The following is a 22778-nucleotide window of genomic DNA, read 5'->3' on the forward strand; positions in this document are numbered from 1 at the left end:
CAATCGGGTGCCCACCGTCGTGATACGACGATCTATGGCTTGAACCTGACGAACTATCACTCGCCAGGAAGAGGGCGAACGTCGCCCGACCCGGCACCGGCCACCGGTCATTGCTGCACCGCCGGGCCAGCCCCTTGACTTCGCTCCGCACGACTTCCGAAGGATCTTCATCACTGACGCAATCCGCAGCGGCCTGCCGCCCCATATCGCGCAGGTCCTCGCAGGTCACTCCGACATCAACACCACGATGGGCTACAACGCCATCTACCCGGCGGACGCCATCGAAGCCCACCGCGCGTTCATCGCCCGTCGTCGATCGCTTCGTCCCAGCGAGGAATACCGGACCCCGACGAACGAGGAGTGGGACGCCTTCCTCGCCCACTCCGAGAAACGGAAGGTGTCCATCGGTACCTGCGCACGCGCCTTCGGAACCCCATGCATTCATGAACACGCTTGCGTCAGATGCTCACTCCTCCGACCTGACCCGGCACAACGGGCACGGCTTGCCGAGATCTGCGACAACTTGATCGCCCGAGTCACCGAAGCCGAGACGGAAGGCTGGCTCGGCGAGGTCGAAGGTCTCCAGATCAGCCTGGCTGGCGCCGAGGAGAAACTCAGCCAGCTCGACGTGCAGATCTCCCGGCAGCAGGAGTCCGTCGACCTGGGAATTCCCACCTTCCGGGAGATCGTTGCTCACACCACTGCAGTGGCCACACCGCCGGAGCCTTCGTGACCTGGACGGTCGTCACTTCCGGCGAGGCTCAGTGGACGCCGGCACAGAACGCGGCGCTTCGGACGAGCTTCATCCACGCGGATGATCTACACCATCCCGACCCAGGCCGGGCCACGCTCTACGGGCGGCGGGCCAGCAAGTGGGTGTCGAGGAAGCCCCGCTCGGACGCTGGGTCGTGGAGCAACCGAGCCACCGTGACAAGGCCGACACCGGCCAGCAACTCGGCAAACTGCTCCGCCGGCCAGCTATAGGCGGGCGCCACCTTATGATCGAAGCGGACCGGCTCCGGCCCCTCGGTCCCGAAGAAGGACACCAGGAGCAGACCCCCTGGCGTCAGGACACGCACCTGTTCGGCCAGCAGTGCGGGCAATTCTCCAGGTGGGGTATGGATCATCGAGTAGTGGGCCAGCACTCCGCCGAGCGCGCCGTCCTCGACCGGCAGGGCCTCCATTCGCGCTTCGTCGAACCGCAGCGTCGGATGGGCCCGCCGGGCGTGGGCGACCATAGCCGGGGAGAGGTCGAGCCCGAAGGAGTCCAGCCCCAAGTCGTGCAGCATGGCTGTCAGATGCCCGGGTCCGCACCCGACGTCGGCGGCCCGCAGGTTCCCCGTGCCACGCACGAGCTCGGCGAAGGTGCCGATCATGTTCCGCGCGAACGGCTGCGTCTCCAACCGATTAGCGAACATCGACGCGTACAGCTCGACGACCCCGTCGTAGGCCGCCCTGGTCTCATCCTGGTGTTTTAACACGGGCAGGAAACTAACACCCGCGCCGTTCGCAGCCGTTCCCCGGCCCCACACCAGCCCTTCCCCTCGGGACTGATCGTTCCATCACCGGATCACGGGACGCCTCGGTAGTTCGGAGAAGGCCTGTTCTGCTACGACTGCAACCACGTGGAGGCCGTCCCCCCGTCACCCGCGTTGCGCTGGGCCTCCACACCATCGAGCAGGGCTGGTTCCAGTCGTACTGGGATCCCCCCAGCGGCAAAGTTCTCCTGGTACTGGGCCTACGAGAATCGCTCGACGACCCCCAGCTTCTGCACCACCCCGCCGGCGCGGGCCGTCGGACGTACACCGCTGCGGCCTCGGTGCTCTCGCATCTGCTACACGCTGGCCCGCGCGTCACTCGGCGACGGCGTCTTCGTTCCTCGGCAGCGGCCCGGCCCGCCGCTGCGGCCACTGTTCCGTTGGGGCATGACATGCGTTGGCCGCTGGGTTGAGCAGTACGGACGCGCCCGTTGACCACGGCGAAGAACCCGGTGCCGACGGGGGTGCGGCACCGGGTTTCTGATGCAACCCTAGCGGCCTGGCAAGCCGCAGCGGAGAACCTACTCGGAACCCGCTTCGTCCTTCCTCCGTAGCGCCTCCGCGACAGCGACACGCGTCCGCTCGTCGGCCCCGCGCAGCTTCTCTTTTGCTTCGTTGACCTGTTCGTGCAATGCGTCGACTCACTTGTCCTGGTCGTCCAGACGCTTCGTCATACGATCGAGCTGCTTCTCGAGCCCGGCCTGAACAGTGGCGGCCGCGTCCGTCGCCGCCTTCACCTGCGTTTCAGCGTCCCGGTGGGCCTGCTGCGCGATCTTCTCAGCTTCGTCGGCCCGCTTCTCTGCGGCCGCGACCTTCACGCCGGCCTCTTCGACCTGCTTTGCCGCGTCGGCCAGTCCCTTGTCGAGCGCCACGGTCATTTCTGCGACGGTGTGCTCGGCCTCGAGTTTCGCCCGCCCAGCCTCGTCCGGCTCGGTACTGGTGGGCTCGCGTATTCAACTGTCGCGGGTTCCCCGGGGAGCCCAGCCCACTGGTAACCGGTCGTGATTGCCGGCGGCGTATCGGTTCCAGGTTCCGCCGGTCTCTCGGATGAGTCGGCTGGTGGTCTTCTCGTGGTAACCGAGGGCGTCCGCGACGACGGGGGCGGGCAGTTCGAGGAGCCTCGCAGCCGAGAGGGCTGCTGAGCTTGATCATCATTTAATTGGCCCGAGAGATCCTGCCTCCGCCGAACCGGCCCCTCCCTTCCTGAGCTCGCGCACACGGCCGATCGAGACCACGGACCCGCCGATAGATGCCGTTACGCGACTCCGGCCAACTGCGACGCTAAGGGCGACCGAGGTTAGGCGTCATCTCAGGCGACGTGCAGTGGGGCGGCTCAGCCACCGGTAGAGCTTTTTTGGACCTCGAATTAAGGCACGCACGGTGACGAACGCGGCTGCGAGGTAGAGGTAGAAGTCGACCACTCGGCTATCGCGTTCGAAGCAGCGGCGGAGCTTGCCGTAGCCGTTCATCCAGGACTGGGTGCGTTCAACCACGCAGCGCATGCCGACTTGGATCGGAGCGGGCACGCCCTTGCGGGCGATCTCGCCGTTGAGGCCGCGGTCGTCGAGGACCTGGCGGCTGGGCTCGCCGTCGTAGGCCGAATCGAGATGCACGGTGGCATGGGTGGGCAGGTTCCCGACCTGGTGCTTGGCGGCTTCGATGGTTGGTTCGAGCAGGTCCGAGTCGTGCCGGTTGGCGCCGGCTGAGGCGAGGCCGAGCGGTATCCCGCCGCCGTCGACCAGGGTGGAACGCTTGAGCCCTTACTTGGCCCGGTCCACTGGCGTCGGCCCTGCCTTGTCGCCTTTGCACGGGGCCTTAGGGTGACAGCCGTCGACGGACAGCACGGACAGCTCCAGGCCGATCATCTTGTCGTATGTGTTCAGCGCGATGCGGTGCAGTTCGTGTGCCAGTCCCAGGTTGCTCCACTCTCTGAGTGGCTCCGTCCACGAGAACGGGGTTCTGGCACAGATATTGGGGAGCCATCGCAGAGCGTCACCTGGAGGCAGCCCATATTCCGGGCGCTCTCGCGAGGAGTGCTGGCATTGTGTGAACCATGGCAGCGATAAGAAACACACCCGAATCGGACAGCCCTGAACGCGGCGTCTATCTGTCCTTGGAGGAGGCAGCGTGACTGTATCAGGCGAATCAGGTGGGTCCGGAAGACCTGCCGATGACCGCTGCCCAGGCACTCGCAGCTGGGGCGGACACTCCCGCCCTGTGCGAGCTCGCCGGCCTGCCGCGTCATGCCGACCCCCGGGACATCCGGGACACGTTTGAGCAGGTCCTCGCAGAATTGGGGATTGCGTTGCCCGATCACCGCCTGGCCCAACGGTACGCGTTGCGCAGGCTGGCCACGCGGTTTGCCGCCGGGGAGGCGGGGCTCGCTGAGTTGGCGTCAGACGAGTGGTTGGAGGTGGAGGTCGAGGCCGCTGAGGAGCAAGCTTTCGTGGCGCTCCTCCCGCCATGCACGTGCTGCATCGAGTACACGCTGGGGCTCGGCGAGGTGGCATGGGAAGCACAGCTGCGGAACGCGGCCCGTGCATTGGTCTCGCAGGTCTCGCACCCCACTGTCGGGCCAGGTATTTAACGCGTGGCATCAGGCAGCGGGTTCTGACGTACGACGCCTGGAGGCTGGCGCGGTCGGTCACTGAAGCAGGATCAACTTGCGCAGGAGTTCGAATCCGGCGCGTCCGTAGAGCTGCCTTTTGATCTTCTTGATGCGGTTTACGGCGCCTTCGATGCTGCCGGAGCTCCAGTCGAGGGTGAGCCCGGCTGCCACTGCGCCGAGGTCTCGGAGCAGGTGGAGTGCGAATCCAGTGAGGCCGGGCAGCTGGCTCGCCTCGACGCCGACGATCCAGGTGGGCAGTATTGCACCGCGGCGGTCGGTGAGCATCTCGCCGAAGGCGCGGACATGTCCGGCAGCCTTGTCCAGTTCGGGGCAGCGGGCCAGGACATCCTTCAGACTGGCCCGGTCTTCCTCGGTCAGGGTCGTGGGGTGACGGGTGAGCCAGCCGGTCACCTGCCGCACTGTCGGCGGCCGGGGCGGCACCTCGGACGGAGCCCCGCGCAAGGTGGCGATGTGGGCTCGGACCATGCCGTAGGTGACGGGAGCCCGCTCGGCGAGCAGCTCGCCATGCAGTCGGGTGACGCTGATACAACCCTCGGCGAAGCGTCGCTCCAGGTAGGGCTTGTAGGGGTCCAACCTGCTGGGCCGGGGGCGGTTGTCGCGGATGGTGTCCTGCCAGCGTGCGGCGTTCGCGTACCGGAGCACGGTGTTCAGCCCCCAGCCCAGGTGCCGGGCGATCGCCCGGCGGGAGTGGCCCTGGGTGAGCATCTCGTGGACCAGGGCGTGTGCGGCCTTCTTCCGTTCGGCCCGTCGGCCGATGGGCGCGGAATCGTCTTGCGACCGGCCGGAAGCCCGTCCGGTCGCTTCCGGCTGCATGCCGCTGGGCATCGGGTTGCGCAGGCAGTCGCGGTGGGCGGCGACGCAGGTTTCCACGGCCCGGCCGAGGCCCTGCCACAGATGGAACCGGTCGGCGACCTGCAGAGCGTCGGGGGCTCCGCGTCGGGCGCCCTCGGCGTAGGCGCCCGCCCGGTCCCGGCAGATGACCTCCACGCCGGGGTGGCGGTTCAGCCAGGCGGCCAGCGGCCCGGCTTCCCGGGTCGGGAGCACATCGACCACCCGGTGGTCTTCGACGCTGGTCAAGACGGTGGAGTAGCTCTGGCCGCGACGGATCGCAAAGTCGTCCACGCCCAGCACTCGCGGCGTACTGAACCGCGGATCGGGCAGTGCCATGACCCTACGTAGCAAGGTCATTCGTCCAGCGCCGACGCCCAGTTGGGTAGCCAGCCGGGCGCCGGCCCGCCCGGCCAGGGCGAGCCCCACTTGCTCCAGAGCGTGGTTGAGTCGCTTGGTGAACCGTGCGTACGCAGCGGCAAGCCGGGAGAACGGCTCGGCGAATGTCCGGCGCGGGCAGTCCGCCGACCCGCAGATGAAGCGCCGGACCGTCAGCCGGATCACAGAACCCTGCTCAGCGAGCGGAAGGTCCTTACCTGCGCTGATATCGGTCGTGGACTCGCTCCGAGAGGCGACCGCAGTCCGGACAGGAAAGGGCGGCCGCGCGGCCTCTTGCCACCACCTCGACCATGCCAAACGCGGCCGAAACCGCCTCGACCACCACATCGTCGATCCCATCGAACACCAGCGAGTCCCAGAACGGTGCATCGGTCTGCATGACCAGCACCATCACCGTCCACAGCCGATCGCAGCAGCGGCGGCAGATACCTGAGGGAGCGTCACTTCTGATCGTCGGACGACAAGGCGTACGCGGTCTCACGCGATACTGGCCCCTCGCAATCGAACATCCGGGTAACGCTCTGCGACCGCTCCCCAAGATCTGTGCCAGAACCCGGAAGTCATGAACAGAGCCACTCTGAGCCTGTAGCGGATGGTCCAGTCCGAGCAGTCGGCGGTGGCGACTCGTTCGTATCCGGAGCCGTGTACCAAGGCTTCGACGACCAGTCCGAACACTGTCCTGTCTGGAACGCGTCGACGGTGGCAGCCCAGCGGATGCGTGGGGTCGAACTCGGGTCGCTCGGTCAGGAGAGCCGAGAACTGTTCCCAGAGAGGCTCAAAGAGAGACGACGGCACACAGGGCAAGACATCTCCTCGGCTTGTTCGGCGAACAGGGCGGCGAGAACGGCAGAGCCGCGCCTGTTCGCCACGTTCCCGGGCCGGGTCAGGGCAGCAGGTGTACTGCGAGTTGCTTCCACTGCTGCGTGGGCGGGGTGTGGGGTGTGGTGGTGAGGAGGTGGAGGTTGACGTGGTCGGCCCCGGCGTCAAGGTGCTCGTGGACGCGGCGGGCGATGTCCTTGGCGGTGCCGTGGGCCACGAGTGCGTCGACGAGTCGGTCGTCGAGCGCGTCCACGTTCTCGTATCCCAGGGCGGGGAGCAGGGTGCGGCGGTTGGGCAGGGCGGCTGCTGCCGTGGTGCGAGCCAGGGCGGCGGTGTGCGGGCGGTCCGGGCCCAGCACGCACAGCTGGGTGACGGCCAGGAGTCCGGTGGGGCCGAGTACTGCTCTGGAGGTGCGGGTGTGTTCGACCGGCATGCCTAACGGGTTTGCGCCCCAGGCTCGTTCAGCGGCGAGTGCGAGCATGCCGGGGTCCAGGGCCGTGAGTACGCGGTGGGGTGAGGGGCCCGTGGCTGGCGGCCCGAACGGAGCGGCGTCCAGTGCGTCGAGGTAGGCGCGCATGGTGGGCAGTGGGGGGCAGTAGCGGTGGCCGCGGATGTCTTCGGCGAGGCTGGGGTGGCTGTCCCACAGGCCGAGCAGGAAACGTCCGGGGAATGCCTCCTCAAGGGTGCGTTGTGCGGCGGCGGTCGTCACGGGGTCGCGCGCGTAGATATCCGTGCTGCCGGCCGCCACCACGATCCGGCGGGTCTGTGACAGCAGGATCCCGGCCTGCGCCATCGCTTCCCGCCCTGCCGTCTCGGGGAACCACAAGGTGCCGAAGCCGAGCTCCTCGATCGTGGTCACGGCCTCTCGGACACCGGCAGCCGAACAGGTGTCGAGTTCGCCGGCCCAGATGCCGATTCGCCCGAGGTGGGGCCTCTGACCGCTCACGCGTCCTGTCCCTCCACGTCCTGGGCGTCCAGGAATGCCGTGATCTGGGCCGCACCGGTTCGCCCCAACCAGGTGCGGAAGTCCATCGCGGCGGGGTGGATCCGCCGTGTGGCGGAGATGTCGGCGCGGTAGCCGCGTTCGCTCAGCCACTCGTGGGCGAACGCGAACTGCTCGTTGACGGCACGGATGGTTTCCATCGGGATCTGGGCGTACGGAAGGGGGCGCCCGATTGCCGTCTCGATGTGCGCGGCGATCTGGACCGGGGTCAGTTCGTCGCCAGCCAGGGCCGTCGATCGCCCAATCCACTCCTGGGGCCGGGAGAAGGCCAGCTCGGTGACGAAACCGAGGTCGTCCACGGCCGTGATCTGCAGCGGAGCGTCGGGGGCGATACCGGAGACGAGGTTGCCGCCTTGCAGGGCGTATTCACCGGTGTAGTTCTCCATGAAAGACACCGGCCGCAGAATCGTGGCGGGCAGGCCGAGCTTCGCGAGGTGCTGCTCGATCCGCCACTTGCTAATCAGGTTCTGGGGCAGCGCCTCACTGTCGTGGCGGTCCGCGCCGGCGACCGAACTGAAGACAAGGTGCCTGATGCCGGCGGTGTGGGCGGCCTCGGCGATGTTCATTCCCCAGCGGACCTCGTCCTCGGCGGAGAAGTCCGCCGCCGTGCCGGGGGAGCCCACCGTGGGCTGGACGCTGAACAGCCCGTAGGCGCCTTCGGCAGCGTCGACGAGAGAGGAGATGTCCTCCATCTGCGCGCGTACGATCTGCGCGCCGGCGCCCGCCAGGGCCTTGGCCGGAGCGCCGTCCGGATTGCGCGTGAGGGCGCGCACTTGCCAGCCACCGTCGAGCAGATGCCTGGTGACTGCCCGGCCCTGCGGGCCGGTCGCGCCCGTCACGACGATGGTCTTGTCCGTTGGTTCCACTGTCTCTCCTGGATCTCACACACACCGGGGAGGGGCACACCCATAAATGGGGTGACCCTCCGGTTAATGCTCGATACGATATGGAGGACCACCCCGGTTAGCAAGCCGTCAGGAGCTCCCGTGTCCCAAGACGCCACCATGCCGTCCTCGCCCAGGCGTCCCATGCGCGCCGACGCGCGGCGCAACTACGAACGGATCCTGGCCGCCGCCGGGGCCGCCATCGCCCAACACGGCGTTGAAGCCTCCTTGGAAGAGATCGCGCGCCATGCCGAGGTCGGATCAGCCACACTGCACCGGCACTTCCCCTCCCGGCAGACGCTGCTGGAGGCCGTCTTCAAAGACCGGGTGGAGACCCTCTGCGCCAAGGCACGCGACCTCGCGACCGAGCCTGACCAGGAAGCCGCGCTCGTCACCTGGCTACACGCCGTCGGGGCACACGCCGTAACCAACAAGGGCCTGGGGGCAGCCCTGATGCCTGGCGCCGGCGATCCGACGCTCGGGGACACCTGCCACACACTCATCGTGAACGCAGGCAGCGAACTACTCGCGCGCGCTCACCAAGCGCACGCCGTACGCCCCGAAGTCACCATCACCCAGCTACTCAAACTCGTCGGAGCCATTGCGCTGGCCACCGAACACGACAGCGACGGCGCGGCCGAAACCGACCGCCTGCTGACACTCGTCATCGACGGGGTGCGCCAGCACTGACGGCGCATAGAAAATCGTCCGACACGACACGCGATGACCAGTAGAGCGTTGCCATCGCCCTGAGATCCCTGGGCTTCCGCCGCCTTCGGGCCTATCCTCGGTCGCTTTAAGCATCCTGCCGAGCTCTCCCTTCCGCGGACCGCCGCGCCTACCCTGGCAGGCATGACTACGGGGGATGAACTACTCCTGCTCGCAATGGTCCCGGGCTGGCAGCGCATACGCATACGCATACGAAGCTTCAATCGGCTTCGGTACGCCCTGCGAATCTCGGAGTTAGCGGAGCTGTGCCAGGCCGGACGGACCGCCGTCGGGCGCCGACGGATCGAGGTGTTGGACACCCGGCCTGTCGAAGACCGTCGCCTGAACAATGTCCTCCAAGGTCTCGGCGCAGCTACTCCCCCGCACAGCCTCAAGGACTGGCTGCGCCGGACACCCCGCTCCCTGACCGTCGAGTACCTCTCCCGACTGGAGGACCAGAAGGCGGTCCGTGTCCGTCGGTGGCGCGATTCCAGCGGCCGTACCCGCAACGACATTCTTTCCCTGGACATGCCGCGCCGCCAGGCGCTACTGACCCGCCTCGACAGCGTGGTCCGCTCCGGCTCCGCAAGGTCCACCGCTGACCGCGACGTCACCCTCGCCGTGCTTGCCCAGGCCGCGGGCCTCGCCCCAGCCGCCTACCCTGGACTGCGCGGCATCATCGACCGCCGCCGTATGGCCGCCCTCGCCGCAACGCACCGTCTCACCCCCGCAGCCGCTGGAGCGGTACCGGTCGCCGACGTGGAGCTCGCTGAGGCACTGACCACCGGCGCCGACGTCCTCACCCGCCAACTCCTCGGCGAGCTCAGCGACCTCTACGCTGACTTCACCACCGGCGGCCACGATCTTGGCCACGGCTTGGACTCCGGCGGTTGGTCCGAGGGCGGCGCAGGCGGCACCGGCCACCACGGCGACGGGCACGCCGACTGGTGACTCCGACAGCCGGGAGGCGCACGGAACAGCTGCCGACCCTAATGCCGACGCGATTGAGGAAGTTGCCGCCTGGCCGTAGGCCTGGTGCCGCGGCCCGTCCGGCGGCTGCCGGTAGTGGCCGGCTCGGCGAGACGTACCGGGTTTCGTCAGGATCTGTGCCCGCACGCAACAACGGGGATCGGGCGACAACCCGGAGTTGTCGCAGCACAGCACCCCAGACACCTAGGGAAAGAATCAACAGAGTTTCCCACCCCCCTCTGACCTGCGGAAATGCCAGAGGGGAGCAACCCCGGACACCCCCCCGATTTGGCCTCGCAGTCGGCAGCCGCACGGGCCCGGTCGTTGGTCGGGTTAGGGGTTGGTCAGGTGAGGCGGGACAGCATGCGGTCGGCGCGCCGGCGCTTCGTCTCGTCGCGCTCGGTGGTGCGGGTGCGGGCGGCCCCGTACCCGGCACCCGGGGAGCAGCCGCGGCTGCAGACGGAACAACAATGAGGAGAGGAGCAGCTGCGCCGCACGCCTTCCGTCGGCAACCGCCCGGGAAGCTCCCACTTCCCCAGCCGCGGCAGGACCAGTCGGTGAAGGTGGAAGAGCCCAAGCGACCCGCCAAGAAGGCGGCTCCGGCCAAGAAGACCACGGTGAAGAAGGCGGGCTCCGCGAAGAGTGCCACCAAGAAGCCGGCAGTGAAGAAGGCCGCTGCCAAGAAGCCGGTGGCCGCTCAGACTCCGGCACCGGAGGCCGCCACCACCTCGGAGGCGCCGGTGGAGAAGGCAGCGGAGAAGAAGTCGGGGCCGACGCTGCGGCAGCTGATCCTGGACATCCCTGGGCCTGGCAGCGCGCTGGGGAACCAGTTGAGTTGAGCGAACAGGCCACTGTTCGCTGCCGTTACTTCGATTCTGCATGGGAGGGGAGACGGCGAGTGCTGTGACCGCATAGGTTCACCGGGTTCGATGGCCAGAGCTGCCGGTGAGGGCGGTCGGCCGCGACGGGGGCCGCTGATGCCTCCAACGCCGCATGGGTGACAATGACGCTGTGGAGCCAACCAGTCGGATCATCGTTGCTTTGGATTTTGACAACCGCCGAGGGGCCGAAGAAGTCGTCGACCGGCTTGGTGAGGAGTGTCGTTTCTACAAGGTCGGGATGGAGTTGCTCACGGCAGCCGGGCCGGACCTGATTGAGCACCTCGTAGCCAAGGGCAAGGAGGTCTTCCTGGACCTGAAGCTCTTCGAGATCCCGAACTCTGTGGCCAGCGCCGTCCGCGCCGCTGGCGCTCTGGGTGTCTCCATGGTGACCGTCCACAGTATGGGCGGCACCGGCATCCTGGCCGCCGCTGTCGCCGCGGCCCGCGACTTTCCACACCTTCGCGTGCTGGCCCTGACCGTCGTCACCAGCATGACGAGTTCCGATCTCGCTGACATCGGCATCACCGGCCCGACCACGACCGAGGAGCAGGTGCTGCGGCTGGCTCGGCTGGCGGAAGGCGCTGGTTGCCACGGCGTGATCGCATCGCCGCAGGAAGCTGGGCCACTGCGGGGGGTGTTGGGAGCCGGCAGCCTGATCGTCACGCCGGGAGTCGCGCTTCCTGGCGAGTCTCCAGGCGAACACGCCCGGCCCGGCACCCCGCGTGCTGCCGTTGCCGCGGGTGCGTCACATGTTGTCGTGGGCCGGACGGTCACCCGTGCCGCGGACCCGGCGGCCGCATTCCGTCTCGTCAGCGCCAATCTGGAGCTGTGAACGGAAGCGATCAACGGACTGGATGGTCAGGCCGCTGCCGACGAGAGCGGCCGGCCGCTCCAGCGGATGCCCTTTTCACCGCGGATGCGAGCGCGTTCTTTGCGTTGGGCGGCCAGGACATCGGGGTGGCGGGCGTTGCGCCAGCGTAGGTAGGCGTGCAGTGCGCGGGTCTGGACGGTGTGGTTTGGGTGGTTGGAGTTCGCCAGGGTGAACTGCCGCAGCGGCCCGAAGTGCGCCTCGATCGGATTCGCCCAGGAGGCGTTTGTTGGGGTGAAGCACAGCTCGGCCTTGTTCTTCCGTGCCCACTTGCGGATTTTGCTGCCCTTGTGTGCCGAGAGGTAGTCCAGGATCACGTAGATCGGGGCGCCGTAGTCACCGATCAGGCAGAGCGGGTTGCCGGCCTGGACCCACGCCGGCTGGTTGAGGGTGTTGATCACCTCTTGCGGGACGTTGGTGTCTTCATTCCTGACGTTTGTCACCGCCTCATCATCCACACCGCCACACGCCATCGAAGGGGAATGCCGCCTGCGGAGCGGGCAGAAACGCGGCGTAGCCGACGGCGATGGTGGGGTAAAACGGTCGACATGACGGTCTTCTACTGCGCGAAGTGCGGTGTCCAGCTCACACCGGACCTTCAGGAGCTTCCAGAAGTCCCCGACGCCTTCGTGCACGACAAGGAGCGCGACCGAAGAACCAGGCTCTCGCCCTCGACCGTCCCGCGCGGCCACTACGCCATCGACACCGAGCCGTGGGGAGCCCCCTTCGCGGCTCCGGACCCCATGCAACCAAGCGCTTCGGGAAGTCGCACTCTGCTCATGCCGCCCGACATGACGGGCATGGTGTCCGCAGGGCCCAGGAACTCCGTGGCCGTTCACCGGGATGACACGGCCACCCTCCAGCTGATCGGGGCCTCAGACATCCACTGGGGGTGCTGCGGGCCGCTCGGAACCGGAGGCCGCAACATGGCATGTGCCTGCGGGACACTCGTGGCCACCCTCGCGGCAGACTGCCTGGGCCCCTATGAACTGCACCTCGATCCAATCCGCGTGTACGCCTATACAGCCGACCCGATGACGTGATCACAGATCGCTCGGACACCGCAGCGAAGCTCCCCCGGCACAGTTGCAGGAATCGGGCAGCTGCAAGCTGCACTATGACCGCCCGGGCTGTTGGGGCGTTTCAACTGGCGGGCCGTCGGCATCGACGTCACCCAAACTCACCGGCCACGCACTTGAATCGTCGGCCTTCGAAACAGCGGGCCAGACGCCCCCGCCTCGTCACACGGCCGAAGCGTCCCCTCCGGTCCCGCGCTCGCCTAATGTGCCGGCATGACCTCGACAGAGACGTCCTCGCTGGTGCTGCACGGCAGACGCCGTGCCTCCGCCCGGCTGCGGGACGGGGCGGTGCTGCTGGAGACGGACGGCGTGCGCGCCGGATACCGGTGACGGCGATAGAACGAGTCGACGTTCACGGCGCCAAGGCCCGACAGCTGACCGTCGTACTGACGGGCGACGAGCCCGCGGCGTACCACCTAAGGTGCCGCAGTGCCCCCGCCGTGCACGAGTTCGCGCAGGCCGTCCGCCGTGCACTGCCCACACGGGACGCCAACGAGCCGCGGCCAAACGGGGTGGAGCTGGTGAGCGAGAAGCCGCTGGAGCGGGCGGCACCGAACCGGATCTTTCTGCTCTGGTGGGGCTCGGGGGCGGGTATGTGCTGGTGCTCGTCCTGCTGCTGGTGAAGGGCGCTTTTTCCGGGGTGGTCCCTGTGGTCCTCTGGGCGGTGGCCCCCCTCGTGATCGGCGGCGGGGTGGGGGGCGTGCAAGCCGGGTGGCAGGTGTTCCGGGAGCCCTGGGTGCTGCGGACCCGGGGGATCACCGTCGAGGGAGAACTACAGGAGACCCACTGGCACGAGGGTGGCAAGCAGTACTACTACGCGTACGTCGACAGTCACGGCGTACGGCGTGAGTGCAAGAGCTCGGACGGAGGTGCCGAGCGGGCCGAGATCACGTACGACCCCGTGAACCCCGATACCGCCATGGTCGGTCACCGTACGACGGGATGGCTCGTGTTCGGTGCGGTACTCATTCTGCTCATGGGCTCCGTGCTGCTGGCCGGTGTCGCGTCCGCGGTGGTGGGGGTGATGGCGCTGGTCATCTGATCCTCTGCCGAGCCCGCAGGAGATGCCCTCCGGACTCTCTGCTGTGGGGTGGCGGCCAGATCATCCGAATCAACGACCTGCGAAGTATGGGTCTAGCGCCGCAGCGTCGCCGAGGACCATGCCACATCGGTCGACCGGCAGGTCGCCGAGGTGCAGGGTTCGCCGTCCTGGAGGCCGACCGAGGCCGACCTCCAGGACGGCGATCGTCGGTTCCCCATCGAAGGGCGAGGCCGATGTCTGGGCCCGAACCCGCAGGGGCCGGTCTGTAGCGGCTGCTACGGCGATCGCGTCGCACATCCAAGCAGACGGCTCACTGTCCTCGGGTCCGTGCAAGTGCCGCCGCCGGTGGCTATTACGACCCGGGGCCCGCTCGGACAGCGGTCGGCCCACCTACGGCCAGTAGCCGATCCAGCCCGCCATTCCCAGCACGAGCAGCCCGGGGGGCGCGGTGACGGTGCCAAGGTAGCCATCGGTCTCAGTCATCTGCTGATTGAGCAGGCACGGAACCGAAAGGAGCAAGATGCCGCCGCGTCCGCGGCCCACGTGGAGCGGTCCTGCGGGGTGCGTTTCTTCAGGAGCGGGCCGAGGTGCAGGTGGCGGTCCCTGCGACGGGACACGAGTGGCCGCCCCGGTTCGGACCGCGCGGCTGCTGTCAGTGGTCTCTGTCAGCATTCCTCTGTCAGCACCATGATCGGGGAGGCTATGGGCACTTGGGACGTCGGCTCCTTCGATAACGACACCGCGGCGGATTTCTGCGGCGACCTTGACGAGGCGGCCGCAGGCGAGCGTGAGGGCATCGTTCGCGGCGCTCTCACACGTGTGATCGACATCGTGGGCTACCTCGAAGCGCCCGAATCAGAGGTAGCCGTAGCTGCGGCCGCCCTCGTCGCGGGGCAGTGGCCAGGGGGTAAGCCGGCTGATCCCATTTATGGGCCCAAAGAGCTCGTGCCTGCTCTCACGGGCCTGCGCGATCTCGCCCGTGAGGCCCTCGACCGCGTCATGACCGAGCCGTCCGAGCTGATGGAGCTGTGGGCCGATGCGGGTGGCGACTCCTGGCGTGCGAACGTCCGCTGGTTGCAGAACGTGCTCCTGCCACATCCTCCTGGAGAGCAGGTCAGCCTGATCTGACCGACCGCGACCGCTACTCGAGTCCTACCTGAAAGGCCACCATGAGCTGGGACGTGCTCCTCCTCCGCCTGCCCGACGACGTCACCTCGATGCACGAGCTTACCGACGACTACTCGCCGGAACCGTTCGGCCGGCCACGCGACGTGCTCGCGGCGGTCACCCCTGATCGGCTGTGGGCGCGGCAGACGGGCCGTTTGCGGTCTCCAGGCGGTCCAGGCGGGCGTAGAGGGCACGAACAAGCCGGGCACGGTTCTGGGCACAGCGGACGGTGCCCTCGATCATCGTGGCCAGTCGGCCTTCTGCCTCACGTAGGACGACGTCGGCGAGTGCCTTCGGCCCGCTGTCCTTCGGCAACTGGTCGGCGCGGCGGCGGACGTTGGCGGCGACCGCGCGGGCGTAGCCGGTGAGCTGGAGGGCGATCTGCTCCAGGTCGCGGGTGGTGAGCGTGTCCTGCCCGGTCCACGCCAGGACGGCCTTGACGAGGCACTCGTACGGCTCGCGGTCGAGCGGAAGCTCCGCCTCGATCAGCCCGTCGGGGTCGTACAGGACCGTGTGGGAGCTGGTGTGCATGGCGGGCCTCGTTGCCGGGAGTGTCGTGTGCGGGTGGCTGGCGGTCACCGCTGGGGGTCCTCGCTGCCGCCGGCTTGGTCGTCCTGGTCCTCGTCGTGCTGGCCGAGGAACCGGGCGAAGCCTCGGTCGGCGCGGGCCAGTAGGGCCGGGGAGGGGACGCCGTAGGCGGGCGGCTGGGCCGCGGCGCTCCGGGGCCTGGGCGGTGGAGTCGGTGGGTGCGCGCATGAGGCCCCGCCTTTCCGGCTGGTGGTCCGTCGGTGCCTTCGACGCTACGCACCTGCGGTCCGCGCTCTCAACGAAGTTGCGGAGAATTGCGGAGGTTCACTCCAGGGCGTCGATCGCGGCCCGGATGAGGGCGCGGGCGGCGTCGCCGTAGACGGCCATCTCCGCGAGGCCGGCGCACGCCTTCGCGTAGTCGGCGAGCTCGCGCGGCTGCGTCACCTTGGTCTCAGCCGTCAGAGTCTCCACCACGGCCATGGTGTCGTCGTGGACGTAGAACGCCTCCAGCGGCCACACGGTGCGCTGCGCGGTGAACGGGATGATCCCCAGCGAGACGGAGGCGAGCGGCATCACGGCCAGGAGGTGGCGCAACTGTCCGCGCATTGCCTCGGGGTGGGCGGTGCGGAAGCGCAGGACGGATTCCTCGAGGAGGACGACGTAGCGGTGGCCGCCTTCGTAGAGGAACCGGGAGCGGGCGATGCGGGCGGCGACCGCTTCGGCGACGTCGTTGGGGGTGCCTTGGAAGGCGGTGATTTGCTTCATGAGGGTGGTGGCGAAGCCGGGCGTCTGGAAGAAGCCCGGCGGGACGTTGGAGGCGTAGACCCGGCAGACGCGGGTCCGCTCGTGCAGGGTGTTCCAGTCCTGCTGGACCTTGCGCATGCCGTTGCGGTGCAGGCGGCGCCACTCCAGGTACATCGAGTCGACCGCGCGGGCGGTGGCGATGAGGTCCTCCGCCTGGTCGTCAGCGCCGCACGCCGAACACCAGGTCCGGATGTCGGTGTCCGAGGGCGCAGCGTCGCCCTTCTGAAGGCGGGTGGTCTTCGCGGGGTGCCAGCCGCACCGGGCGGAGATGTCCTTCCCGGTGAGGCCGGCGTCCTTGCGCGCGTGCTGCAGGCGTACCGCGAGCGCTACGCGGGCCCCTTGGGCGCTGGACGAGGGCAGCACTGCCGAGGCGGCCCTCGCCCTCCACGCGGATGATGTGCGAGGCGCCGGCGCACCCACCGGACACTTCGTCGCCGAAGAAGACCCCGACTGGTTCACTACAACCCTGACCAGCTTCCTCGCCTGACGCCACCTCGGGGTCTGTGGGGGTCCGTCTGCGGGCTGTGACAGTCGGCGGCTTCAGAAGCGTCCTGCGTCGTGGGCGAAGGTGCCGAGGGTGACTTCGGTGGCGTGGGCGATGAGGACGTCATCGTGTTCGGCGTTCTTGGTGTCGCGGCGGGTGAGGATGGCCAGGGTGATGGGAGCGGCGGCCGGGGGCCAGAGGATGGCGATGTCATTGCGGGTGCCGTAGCCGCCGGTGCCGGTCTTGTCTCCAACCTGCCAGCCGTCAGGTGTGCTGGCGCGGATGGTGTGGTCGCCGGTCGTGTTGCGTGTGAGCCAGTCGGTCAGCACGGCGCGCTTGTCCGTGGGGAGCGTGGCACCGAGGACGTACGCACGCAGGTCACCTGCGAGGGCGCGGGGCGTACTGGTGTCGCGGAGGTCCCTGGGGACCGCGTCACTGAGCGCGACTTCATAGCGGTCGCAGCGGGTGACGTCGTCGCCGAGAGCGCGAAGGGCTGTCTGCAGGCCCCGAGGGCCGCCGAGTTCGCGGAAGAGAAGGTTGGCGGCGGCGTTGTCGCTGTAGCGGACGGCGGCGTCACACAGTTCGCGCAAGGTCATTCCGGTGGTGACGTGCCGCTCGGTGATCGGTGAGTTGCTGAGGAGGGCGTCACGTCCGTAGTTCACGAGCCGGTCCATCTGCCGGAGGGAGTTCTTGTCCAGCACGGCGGCGGCGAGCAGTGCCTTGCAGGTAGAGGCGTAGGCGAAGCGTTCGTCGGGCCGGTGGGTCAGGGTGCGGCCACTGCCGGTGTCGAGCGCGTAGAGCCCCAGCCGGGCATCGAACCTGCGTTCAAGATCGGTGAACGCGCGTTCTATGCGGGGGTCGGTGGACGCCGGTGGGGAGGTCTTGGCAGCGGAGCGAGTCGGACCGGTGGAGATGGGCGGGGAGGAGGTGGCAGTGCAGCCGGAGAGAGGGAGGGCCATGATTCCGCCCAGCGTGGCGAGTGCGGCACGACGGGCGACGGGGGTCGGGGTGTGCATGAGGTACCAGTTCCCTTCTGACGACTTCCGAGCGCGTTGTTCCGGTCCGGCCGTTCTGTGCTTCAGCGGGCCAGGCCGCGAAGAAACCGTGCGGCGACCGGGCCCGCGTCGGCGCCGCCGGAGCCGCCGCCTTCGAGGAGCACCGCCCATGCCAGGTCGGAGTCGCCCTGGTAGCCGATCATCCAGGCGTGGGTGCGGGGCGGATCGTCGCTGCCGAACTCTGCGGTTCCGGTTTTCGCGTGGGGCCGGCCGGGCAGGTCCTTCAGCGCGTGGGCGGAACCGGAGGTAACGGTGGCACGCATCAGCTCGCGAAGCCGGCCGGTGACCTCGGCGTCCAGTTCGGCCGGGGCACGGTGCTTGTTCTTCACCGCGCTCGGCACCAGCACCGGCTGGTCGAACGTCCCGCTCTTCACGGTGGCCGCGACGGATGCCATCACTAGCGGTGACGCCTGGAGACGTGCTTGTCCGATGGTGGCGGCGGCCTTGTCGTTGTCGCTGGTGGTGACGGGAACGCTGCCGTCGAAGGTGGTCGTGCCCACGTCCCAACTGCCACCGATGCCGAATTTCTGGGCCGTGTCGCGCAGATCGGTGTCGGAGAGCCGGCTGCGGGCGTCGACGAAGTAGGTGTTGCAGGACTGGGTGAAGGCGTCCGCGAAGGTCGATCCGGCCGGGAGGTCGAACTGCTTCTGGTTCTCGAAGCGCTGTCCGTCGACGTGCGCGAACTTCGGGCAAGGCGCCGGGTCTTCGGTTTTCGCGCCGCTTCCCAGAAGGGCTGCTGCGGTGACGACCTTGAAGACGGAACCGGGCGGATAGCGCCCTTCGAGGGCGCGATTGAAACCGCCGGGCCGGTTGGCGGCGGCGAGGATGTGGCCGTTGCGCGGGTCTATGGCGACGATGGCCGCGTTGACCTCGACACCGGTCAGTGCGTCGGCTGCCGCCTCCTGGACGCGAGGGTCGATAGTGGTGCGCACCGGGCGGCCCTCGGCGGACGGGGCCTCGCTGAGGTCTTTCACGGCGCGACCGCTCTCGCGGTCTGCGATCACCAGGGATCTGTTCGGCTTCCCGCCGCCTCCGGAGAGGATGTCGTCGTAGCGGGACTGAAGACCGGACACGCCTTTGCCGCTGACGGGGTCGACGGTTCCGACGAGGCTGCCGGCGTGGAGCGGGTCGCCCTTGGCGTCGAGTACCTTCGCTCGGTGGTCGCCGCTCTTCAGGGCGAGGGTCTGCCCGGGTTCGAGGTCCGGGTGGATCGTCGGCGAGGTGAACTTAATCTTCCACGTTCCCGATGTGTCGACCACCCGCGCCTGGGAGCGCCAGGTGATGTCGCCCGCTCCGGGCACCGCCATGGTCACGGTGAAGGGGAAGCCCACTTCTCGCTCGCCGTTCTTCCGTCCTTCTCCGTCGATGGCGGTGGTGGTCCTGGAGGGCTTGAGGTTCGTCATCACTGACGTGAGGAGTGAGGCGGCGGCGTCAGGGGTGTCGGTGTTTCCGGCCGCTTTCGTCGTGTTGTTGCCGGCCCAGGCTGTCAGGAACGCGGTCAGGGGTCCGCGGGCGGCTGTCACCTGTGCGTCGTCCTCCCGGAGATCGTCGTCCCGGAGGTTCAGGACGGCGTACCCGCCTCCCGTCAGCAGGAGGAGGGGTACGACGATGCCGAGCAGTCGCCGTGGCCACTTCCGTGGGGCGGGAATGGTCCGGTTGTGGGTACCTGCCATGGTGCTCTCCGTTCCAGGTCCGGTCTGGGTCGAGCCGCGGAGTGGCCCCCGGCGCTTGCGAGGCCGGCGTCCATGCTTCGTCGGCAGCCTGGTGACGGTTCTGCCGGTGCCGGTGCGGGTGGCCCCGGTTCGGAGTCAAGCCCGCCCCGGAGCGGCATGTCGAATACGCTCTCGGCACCTCGGCGATTCACAAGACATATCGCCGCACGCCAGGGGGGCTCGGAGTGCTGACCGAACGGCATCTGGAAATTTTCGTCGCGCTGGCGGAGGAGGAGCATTTCGGGGCCGCAGCGCAGCGGGTGGGCATCACCCAGCCGCCTCTGTCCCAGGGGCTGCGACGGTTGGAAGCCCTGTTGGGTGTCCGCCTGTTCGACCGTGGGAGAGGGGTGTCCCTCACGGAGGAGGGGATGGCGCTGCTCCCGCACGCTCGTCGGGCCCTGGCCTCGCTCGGGGAGCTGCACGAGATCGGGGCCCGGGAGCATGCCGACGGCCGGCGGCTGCGGTTGGGGCTGGCTCCCGAGGTGCCGACCTCCCTGGCGGCCGAGGTGGCGGCCGCGCCGGTCCGGGCGGGTGGTCGGGTGCGTATCGGCATGGTGACGGCACCGACCGCCGGGTTGCTCGGCGACGTGGCGGCCGGGCGGCTCGACGTCGCCGTGGTCCGTCACCCCTCGGTGCTGCACGGCCTGGCGGCCGGCCGGGTGATCCTTCTGCCGACCTGGGTCCTCGCCCCCTCCGGGCGGGGGGATGGGGAGGGCCGATCGGTGTCCCGGCTGCCCGTTGCCGTGCGTCCGCGTGCCGAAGCCCCGGCGGCGCACGACCTGTTCGTCGATGTCCTGGCCAGTCGCGGCCGCCGGGTGGAGACCGTGGTGGTCTCCGACGAACGCGCGGGCCTCGCCCTCGTAGCCGCCGGGCAGGCGGTGCTGGTCACGGCGGACGGCGCATTGGGGGCCTCCGGGGTCGAGCGGCGAGCGGCGGTGGATCCACCGCTTCCGCTGCGGCTGCGGGTGACCTGGGACCCCCGCCGCCCGGACGCGGAGGAGCTCGCCGGGACGGCGCGACTGCTCGAGGAAGCCCTGAACCGGAAGGTGGCGCCATGAGCGGAACACGGCGAGGTGGCGGTGTGGAGCAGGCCATCCGCGGCATGTTCGACGACGCGGGCGTCCGGGGCTGGCTGCACGTGGCGGACCTTCAGCGTCCGTCGGACCGGGTGACCATAGATTCCGACGAGCAACTGCCCATGGGCTCGGTCTACAAGGTGCCTCTGACGGTCGCCTTCTGCCGACTCGCGGACGCGGGGCTGATCGATCCCTGCCACCGGCTGACGCTGGAGCCCGGGGAGCGCGTTCCCGGCCCGACCGGGATCTCCCTGCTGCAGGACGCGGTCACCCTGTCGCTGCGGGACATGGTGGTGCTGATGATGACCATCTCGGACAACACCTCGGCCGACGCCGTGCTCCGGGTGGTCGGTGCGGAGGTGGTCGATGCCGTGTGCCGTGAGCTGGGCATGCCCCACACCCGTATCCATGGGGGCGTCGTCAGTACGTTCGACCGGCTCATCGCAGAGACGGGCGCTCACTCACTGGAGGCGGCCCTGGCGCACGTGGCGGACAACGACACCGTCGTCCCGCCGGGCGTGTACGACCCGGCGTTCAAGGCGTCCACCACACCCTCGGACATGGCACGGCTCCTGCGGGCGATCTGGACCGGCCAGGCCGCCTCCGAGAACCGCTGCGCCTTCATCCGCGAGGTGATGCGGAGGCAGCCGTGGACCCACCGACTCGGGGCCGGATTCCCCTACGACGACGTCACCGTCTACGGCAAGACCGGCACCTTCGGCGCGCTGCGCCACGAGGCGGGCGTCGTCGAACTCGCCGACGGCAGTACCTACAGCGCTGTGGTCTTCACCCAGGCCGCCCGCTCCGACCACAAGCTGCCCCGCGCCGACGCAGTGATCGGTGCTGCGGCCCGGGCCGCGGTGGAGGAACTTCGGGGACGCCAGGGCATTTGACCGCGAGGCCCCCGCGTCCTGGGCGGGTCCTGGGCGGGGGTGCCGGCTGGCGGTGCCCGGCAGCGGGCGGGCCCGGATCGAGTGGGTACTGTCCGTGCCTACGGGAGCGAGGGGAGTGGACCATGGGAGTAGAGCCGTCGATTCCGCCGAGTCGCTGGTGGAGCGGAGCCGGTCGGGGCGCTCTTGCGGGTGGTGTGACCGCGGTGGTAACTACCACTGTGATCGGCAGGGCGTGGGCTGCTTGCGACGTCGGCGGCAGCGCGGCTGCCAACGGCATGGCTCTGCTGTTCCTCATGCCTCTCATATGGGTTGCCGTCGCGGTTCCGTGGGTGGTCCTGCACGGCACCGTCGGGAGACGTCATCACACGGCAGCCCTGACTGCGGGTTTCGTCCTCACCCTGTGGCTGTCCTGGTTCCTTGTCACATGGCCCGGCATGCCGGACTCCTACCCCGCCCCGCTGTGCCCGGACAACATCCCACCCTGGTGGCCGTCCTTCCTCCCGTCGTGACTCACCCCCTCAGTGGGTGCCTGATTGGTACGGAAGGCCGACGTGCAGCGGGTGCACGGGCTTGAGTCTCCAGCAGGGGGAGACCTGAGAAAGAGGTCATGAGCGGCCACACCTTCTACTCGATCGGCGAGCTGGCCTTCAGACCCTCCCACCCCGGCTCCCAGCCGCCCGTGATGTAGACGGCGGCATACAGCGGCGCCCACAGCCACACCGGGGCGCCGAAGAGATCCAGCAGGAGAGCGACCACGAACAGCACCAGCGCAGCCAGCGCCCACCGGGCCTCCGGCAGCGCCAGCACCCGGGTACGCCGCTTCCGCCGAAAGCCCGAAGGGCTGTTCATGGAAGCGCCTGATGCCTTTCCGGGGTGCACGAGGAGAATTCGCGGCGCCAAGGCGATGCTGGCCACCCGCGGCCGGCTCAAAGGCGGTCGCCCGCAGACCACTTGGCACTCTGATCAATGACGCGAGGGTCGACGGCGAGCGATACTCTCTTTATGGCGTCTTCCGCCCCCCGGGGTCCTGGTTTCGGGCCACTGCAGGTGATCGCCCCTCGCGGAGAATTCGACTTCGAGTCCCTGCCGTCTCTGCAAGCGCAGATCGAATCTGCTGTAGCGGCCAGCGGGGGAGTGATTCTGGATGCCAGCGGCATCACGTTCGCCGATTCGATGTTCCTCGTGCTGATCCTCACCACCCATCAGCAGGCCGACCTGCGCATTGTCAGCCCTTCTCCCAAGCTCACACGCCTGTTCAGCATCCGCGGCATCGACGCAGTCCTGGACATCTACCCGACCCTCGACGCGGCTCAGATCATCTGATCACACTGCAACACACGACCGACGCCCTCGCTGCCGCTCCGCCCCGAACAGGGGCGGAACGGCTGTCCGTCGGCACACCGAAACCGCAG

General features: G+C 68.5%; 22 protein-coding genes and 3 pseudogenes. 11 read left to right on the forward strand and 14 right to left on the reverse strand.

The annotated features are described in order from the left end of the window. Positions 1 to 109: 109 nt before the first annotated feature. A complete protein-coding gene (locus ACFYPA_RS34620; protein ID WP_389136561.1) occupies positions 110 to 733 on the forward strand; it encodes a site-specific integrase in 624 nt (207 codons plus the stop codon). Between the two features lie 118 nt (positions 734 to 851). Here ACFYPA_RS34620 and ACFYPA_RS34625 read toward each other — a convergent pair whose 3' ends face one another. From ACFYPA_RS34625 to ACFYPA_RS34660, 8 genes and pseudogenes are all read right to left on the reverse strand, one after another. Continuing rightward, on the reverse strand, positions 852 to 1481 hold the full coding sequence (locus ACFYPA_RS34625; RefSeq protein ID WP_389136481.1) for a class I SAM-dependent methyltransferase: 630 nt from the start codon (positions 1479 to 1481) through the stop codon (positions 852 to 854). Positions 1482 to 2179: 698 nt separating this feature from the next. Continuing rightward, positions 2180 to 2416: a hypothetical protein gene (locus ACFYPA_RS34630; RefSeq protein WP_389136483.1), complete on the reverse strand. Its 237-nt coding sequence runs from the start codon at positions 2414 to 2416 to the stop codon at positions 2180 to 2182. Positions 2417 to 2842: 426 nt separating this feature from the next. Next, a pseudogene (locus ACFYPA_RS34635) lies at positions 2843 to 3457 on the reverse strand (transposase); the annotation flags it as partial. Positions 3458 to 4182: 725 nt separating this feature from the next. Further along, positions 4183 to 5559 (reverse strand): ISL3 family transposase, encoded by a 1377-nt coding sequence (locus tag ACFYPA_RS34640; protein WP_389136485.1) that lies wholly within the window; start codon positions 5557 to 5559, stop codon positions 4183 to 4185. Positions 5560 to 5587: 28 nt separating this feature from the next. After that, on the reverse strand, positions 5588 to 5788 hold the full coding sequence (locus ACFYPA_RS34645) for a hypothetical protein (RefSeq protein ID WP_389136487.1): 201 nt from the start codon (positions 5786 to 5788) through the stop codon (positions 5588 to 5590). A gap of 185 nt (positions 5789 to 5973) precedes the next feature. After that, a pseudogene (locus tag ACFYPA_RS34650) lies at positions 5974 to 6198 on the reverse strand (IS5/IS1182 family transposase); the annotation flags it as partial. Between the two features lie 79 nt (positions 6199 to 6277). Beyond that, the gene (locus ACFYPA_RS34655; protein ID WP_389136490.1) at positions 6278 to 7159 is read right to left on the reverse strand and encodes a TIGR03620 family F420-dependent LLM class oxidoreductase; all 882 of its coding nucleotides are present in this window, start codon (positions 7157 to 7159) and stop codon (positions 6278 to 6280) included. After that, the gene (locus ACFYPA_RS34660) at positions 7156 to 8082 is read right to left on the reverse strand and encodes an NmrA/HSCARG family protein (protein ID WP_389136492.1); all 927 of its coding nucleotides are present in this window, start codon (positions 8080 to 8082) and stop codon (positions 7156 to 7158) included. Before ACFYPA_RS34660 ends, ACFYPA_RS34655 begins: the two co-directional genes overlap by 4 nt. Positions 8083 to 8202: 120 nt before the next feature. On the opposite strand from ACFYPA_RS34660, the gene ACFYPA_RS34665 reads away from it, so the two are divergent. The 4 genes from ACFYPA_RS34665 (at position 8203) to pyrF (ending at position 11490) form a co-directional block, all read left to right on the forward strand. After that, positions 8203 to 8790: a TetR/AcrR family transcriptional regulator gene (locus tag ACFYPA_RS34665; RefSeq protein ID WP_359086542.1), complete on the forward strand. Its 588-nt coding sequence runs from the start codon at positions 8203 to 8205 to the stop codon at positions 8788 to 8790. Positions 8791 to 8952: 162 nt separating this feature from the next. Then, positions 8953 to 9759 carry a GPP34 family phosphoprotein gene (locus tag ACFYPA_RS34670; protein WP_359086541.1) on the forward strand — a complete coding sequence of 269 codons (807 nt, stop codon included), beginning with the start codon at positions 8953 to 8955 and terminating at the stop codon, positions 9757 to 9759. Positions 9760 to 10334: 575 nt separating this feature from the next. Beyond that, complete coding sequence (locus tag ACFYPA_RS34675) at positions 10335 to 10616, forward strand: hypothetical protein (protein ID WP_389136496.1); 282 nt, start codon at positions 10335 to 10337, stop codon at positions 10614 to 10616. 172 nt (positions 10617 to 10788) lie between these two features. Next, entirely contained in the window at positions 10789 to 11490 is a 702-nt protein-coding gene (pyrF, locus tag ACFYPA_RS34680; RefSeq protein WP_359086539.1) for an orotidine-5'-phosphate decarboxylase, read from the forward strand. A gap of 26 nt (positions 11491 to 11516) precedes the next feature. Here the strand turns inward: pyrF and ACFYPA_RS34685 are convergent, their stop codons facing one another. Further along, positions 11517 to 11999 (reverse strand): transposase, encoded by a 483-nt coding sequence (locus ACFYPA_RS34685; RefSeq protein ID WP_389136499.1) that lies wholly within the window; start codon positions 11997 to 11999, stop codon positions 11517 to 11519. Positions 12000 to 12074: 75 nt separating this feature from the next. On the opposite strand from ACFYPA_RS34685, the gene ACFYPA_RS34690 reads away from it, so the two are divergent. The 3 genes from ACFYPA_RS34690 (at position 12075) to ACFYPA_RS34700 (ending at position 14775) form a co-directional block, all read left to right on the forward strand. Further along, positions 12075 to 12569 carry a hypothetical protein gene (locus ACFYPA_RS34690; RefSeq protein ID WP_359086537.1) on the forward strand — a complete coding sequence of 165 codons (495 nt, stop codon included), beginning with the start codon at positions 12075 to 12077 and terminating at the stop codon, positions 12567 to 12569. A gap of 610 nt (positions 12570 to 13179) precedes the next feature. Continuing rightward, positions 13180 to 13647: a hypothetical protein gene (locus tag ACFYPA_RS34695; protein ID WP_359086535.1), complete on the forward strand. Its 468-nt coding sequence runs from the start codon at positions 13180 to 13182 to the stop codon at positions 13645 to 13647. A gap of 702 nt (positions 13648 to 14349) precedes the next feature. Then, complete coding sequence (locus tag ACFYPA_RS34700) at positions 14350 to 14775, forward strand: DUF4259 domain-containing protein (protein ID WP_359086534.1); 426 nt, start codon at positions 14350 to 14352, stop codon at positions 14773 to 14775. 156 nt (positions 14776 to 14931) lie between these two features. Here the strand turns inward: ACFYPA_RS34700 and ACFYPA_RS34705 are convergent, their stop codons facing one another. From ACFYPA_RS34705 to ACFYPA_RS34720, 4 genes are all read right to left on the reverse strand, one after another. Further along, on the reverse strand, positions 14932 to 15345 hold the full coding sequence (locus tag ACFYPA_RS34705; protein WP_359086532.1) for a DUF6415 family natural product biosynthesis protein: 414 nt from the start codon (positions 15343 to 15345) through the stop codon (positions 14932 to 14934). A 321-nt stretch (positions 15346 to 15666) separates the two neighbouring features. Continuing rightward, positions 15667 to 16509, reverse strand: coding sequence for a helix-turn-helix transcriptional regulator (locus ACFYPA_RS34710; RefSeq protein WP_359086531.1), 843 nt, complete (start codon positions 16507 to 16509; stop codon positions 15667 to 15669). 177 nt (positions 16510 to 16686) lie between these two features. Continuing rightward, on the reverse strand, positions 16687 to 17646 hold the full coding sequence (gene bla, locus ACFYPA_RS34715; RefSeq protein WP_359086529.1) for a class A beta-lactamase: 960 nt from the start codon (positions 17644 to 17646) through the stop codon (positions 16687 to 16689). A gap of 62 nt (positions 17647 to 17708) precedes the next feature. Then, complete coding sequence (locus ACFYPA_RS34720) at positions 17709 to 19358, reverse strand: penicillin-binding transpeptidase domain-containing protein (protein ID WP_389136504.1); 1650 nt, start codon at positions 19356 to 19358, stop codon at positions 17709 to 17711. Between the two features lie 224 nt (positions 19359 to 19582). Here ACFYPA_RS34720 and ACFYPA_RS34725 point away from each other — a divergent pair, with 224 nt between their 5' ends. Both ACFYPA_RS34725 and ACFYPA_RS34730 read left to right on the forward strand, forming a co-directional pair. Continuing rightward, the gene (locus tag ACFYPA_RS34725; protein ID WP_359086525.1) at positions 19583 to 20455 is read left to right on the forward strand and encodes a LysR family transcriptional regulator; all 873 of its coding nucleotides are present in this window, start codon (positions 19583 to 19585) and stop codon (positions 20453 to 20455) included. Further along, the gene (locus ACFYPA_RS34730; protein ID WP_359086523.1) at positions 20452 to 21366 is read left to right on the forward strand and encodes a serine hydrolase; all 915 of its coding nucleotides are present in this window, start codon (positions 20452 to 20454) and stop codon (positions 21364 to 21366) included. Before ACFYPA_RS34725 ends, ACFYPA_RS34730 begins: the two co-directional genes overlap by 4 nt. A 642-nt stretch (positions 21367 to 22008) precedes the next feature. Here the strand turns inward: ACFYPA_RS34730 and ACFYPA_RS34735 are convergent. After that, positions 22009 to 22215, reverse strand: a pseudogene (locus tag ACFYPA_RS34735) (hypothetical protein); the annotation flags it as partial. A gap of 153 nt (positions 22216 to 22368) precedes the next feature. Between ACFYPA_RS34735 and ACFYPA_RS34740 the strand changes: the two are divergent. Beyond that, a complete protein-coding gene (locus tag ACFYPA_RS34740) occupies positions 22369 to 22689 on the forward strand; it encodes an STAS domain-containing protein (RefSeq protein ID WP_389136506.1) in 321 nt (106 codons plus the stop codon). The last annotated feature ends 89 nt before the right edge of the window (positions 22690 to 22778 follow it).

Origin of the sequence: Streptomyces sp. NPDC005775, from assembly GCF_042871565.1 — a bacterium.
Taxonomy (GTDB): domain Bacteria; phylum Actinomycetota; class Actinomycetes; order Streptomycetales; family Streptomycetaceae; genus Streptomyces.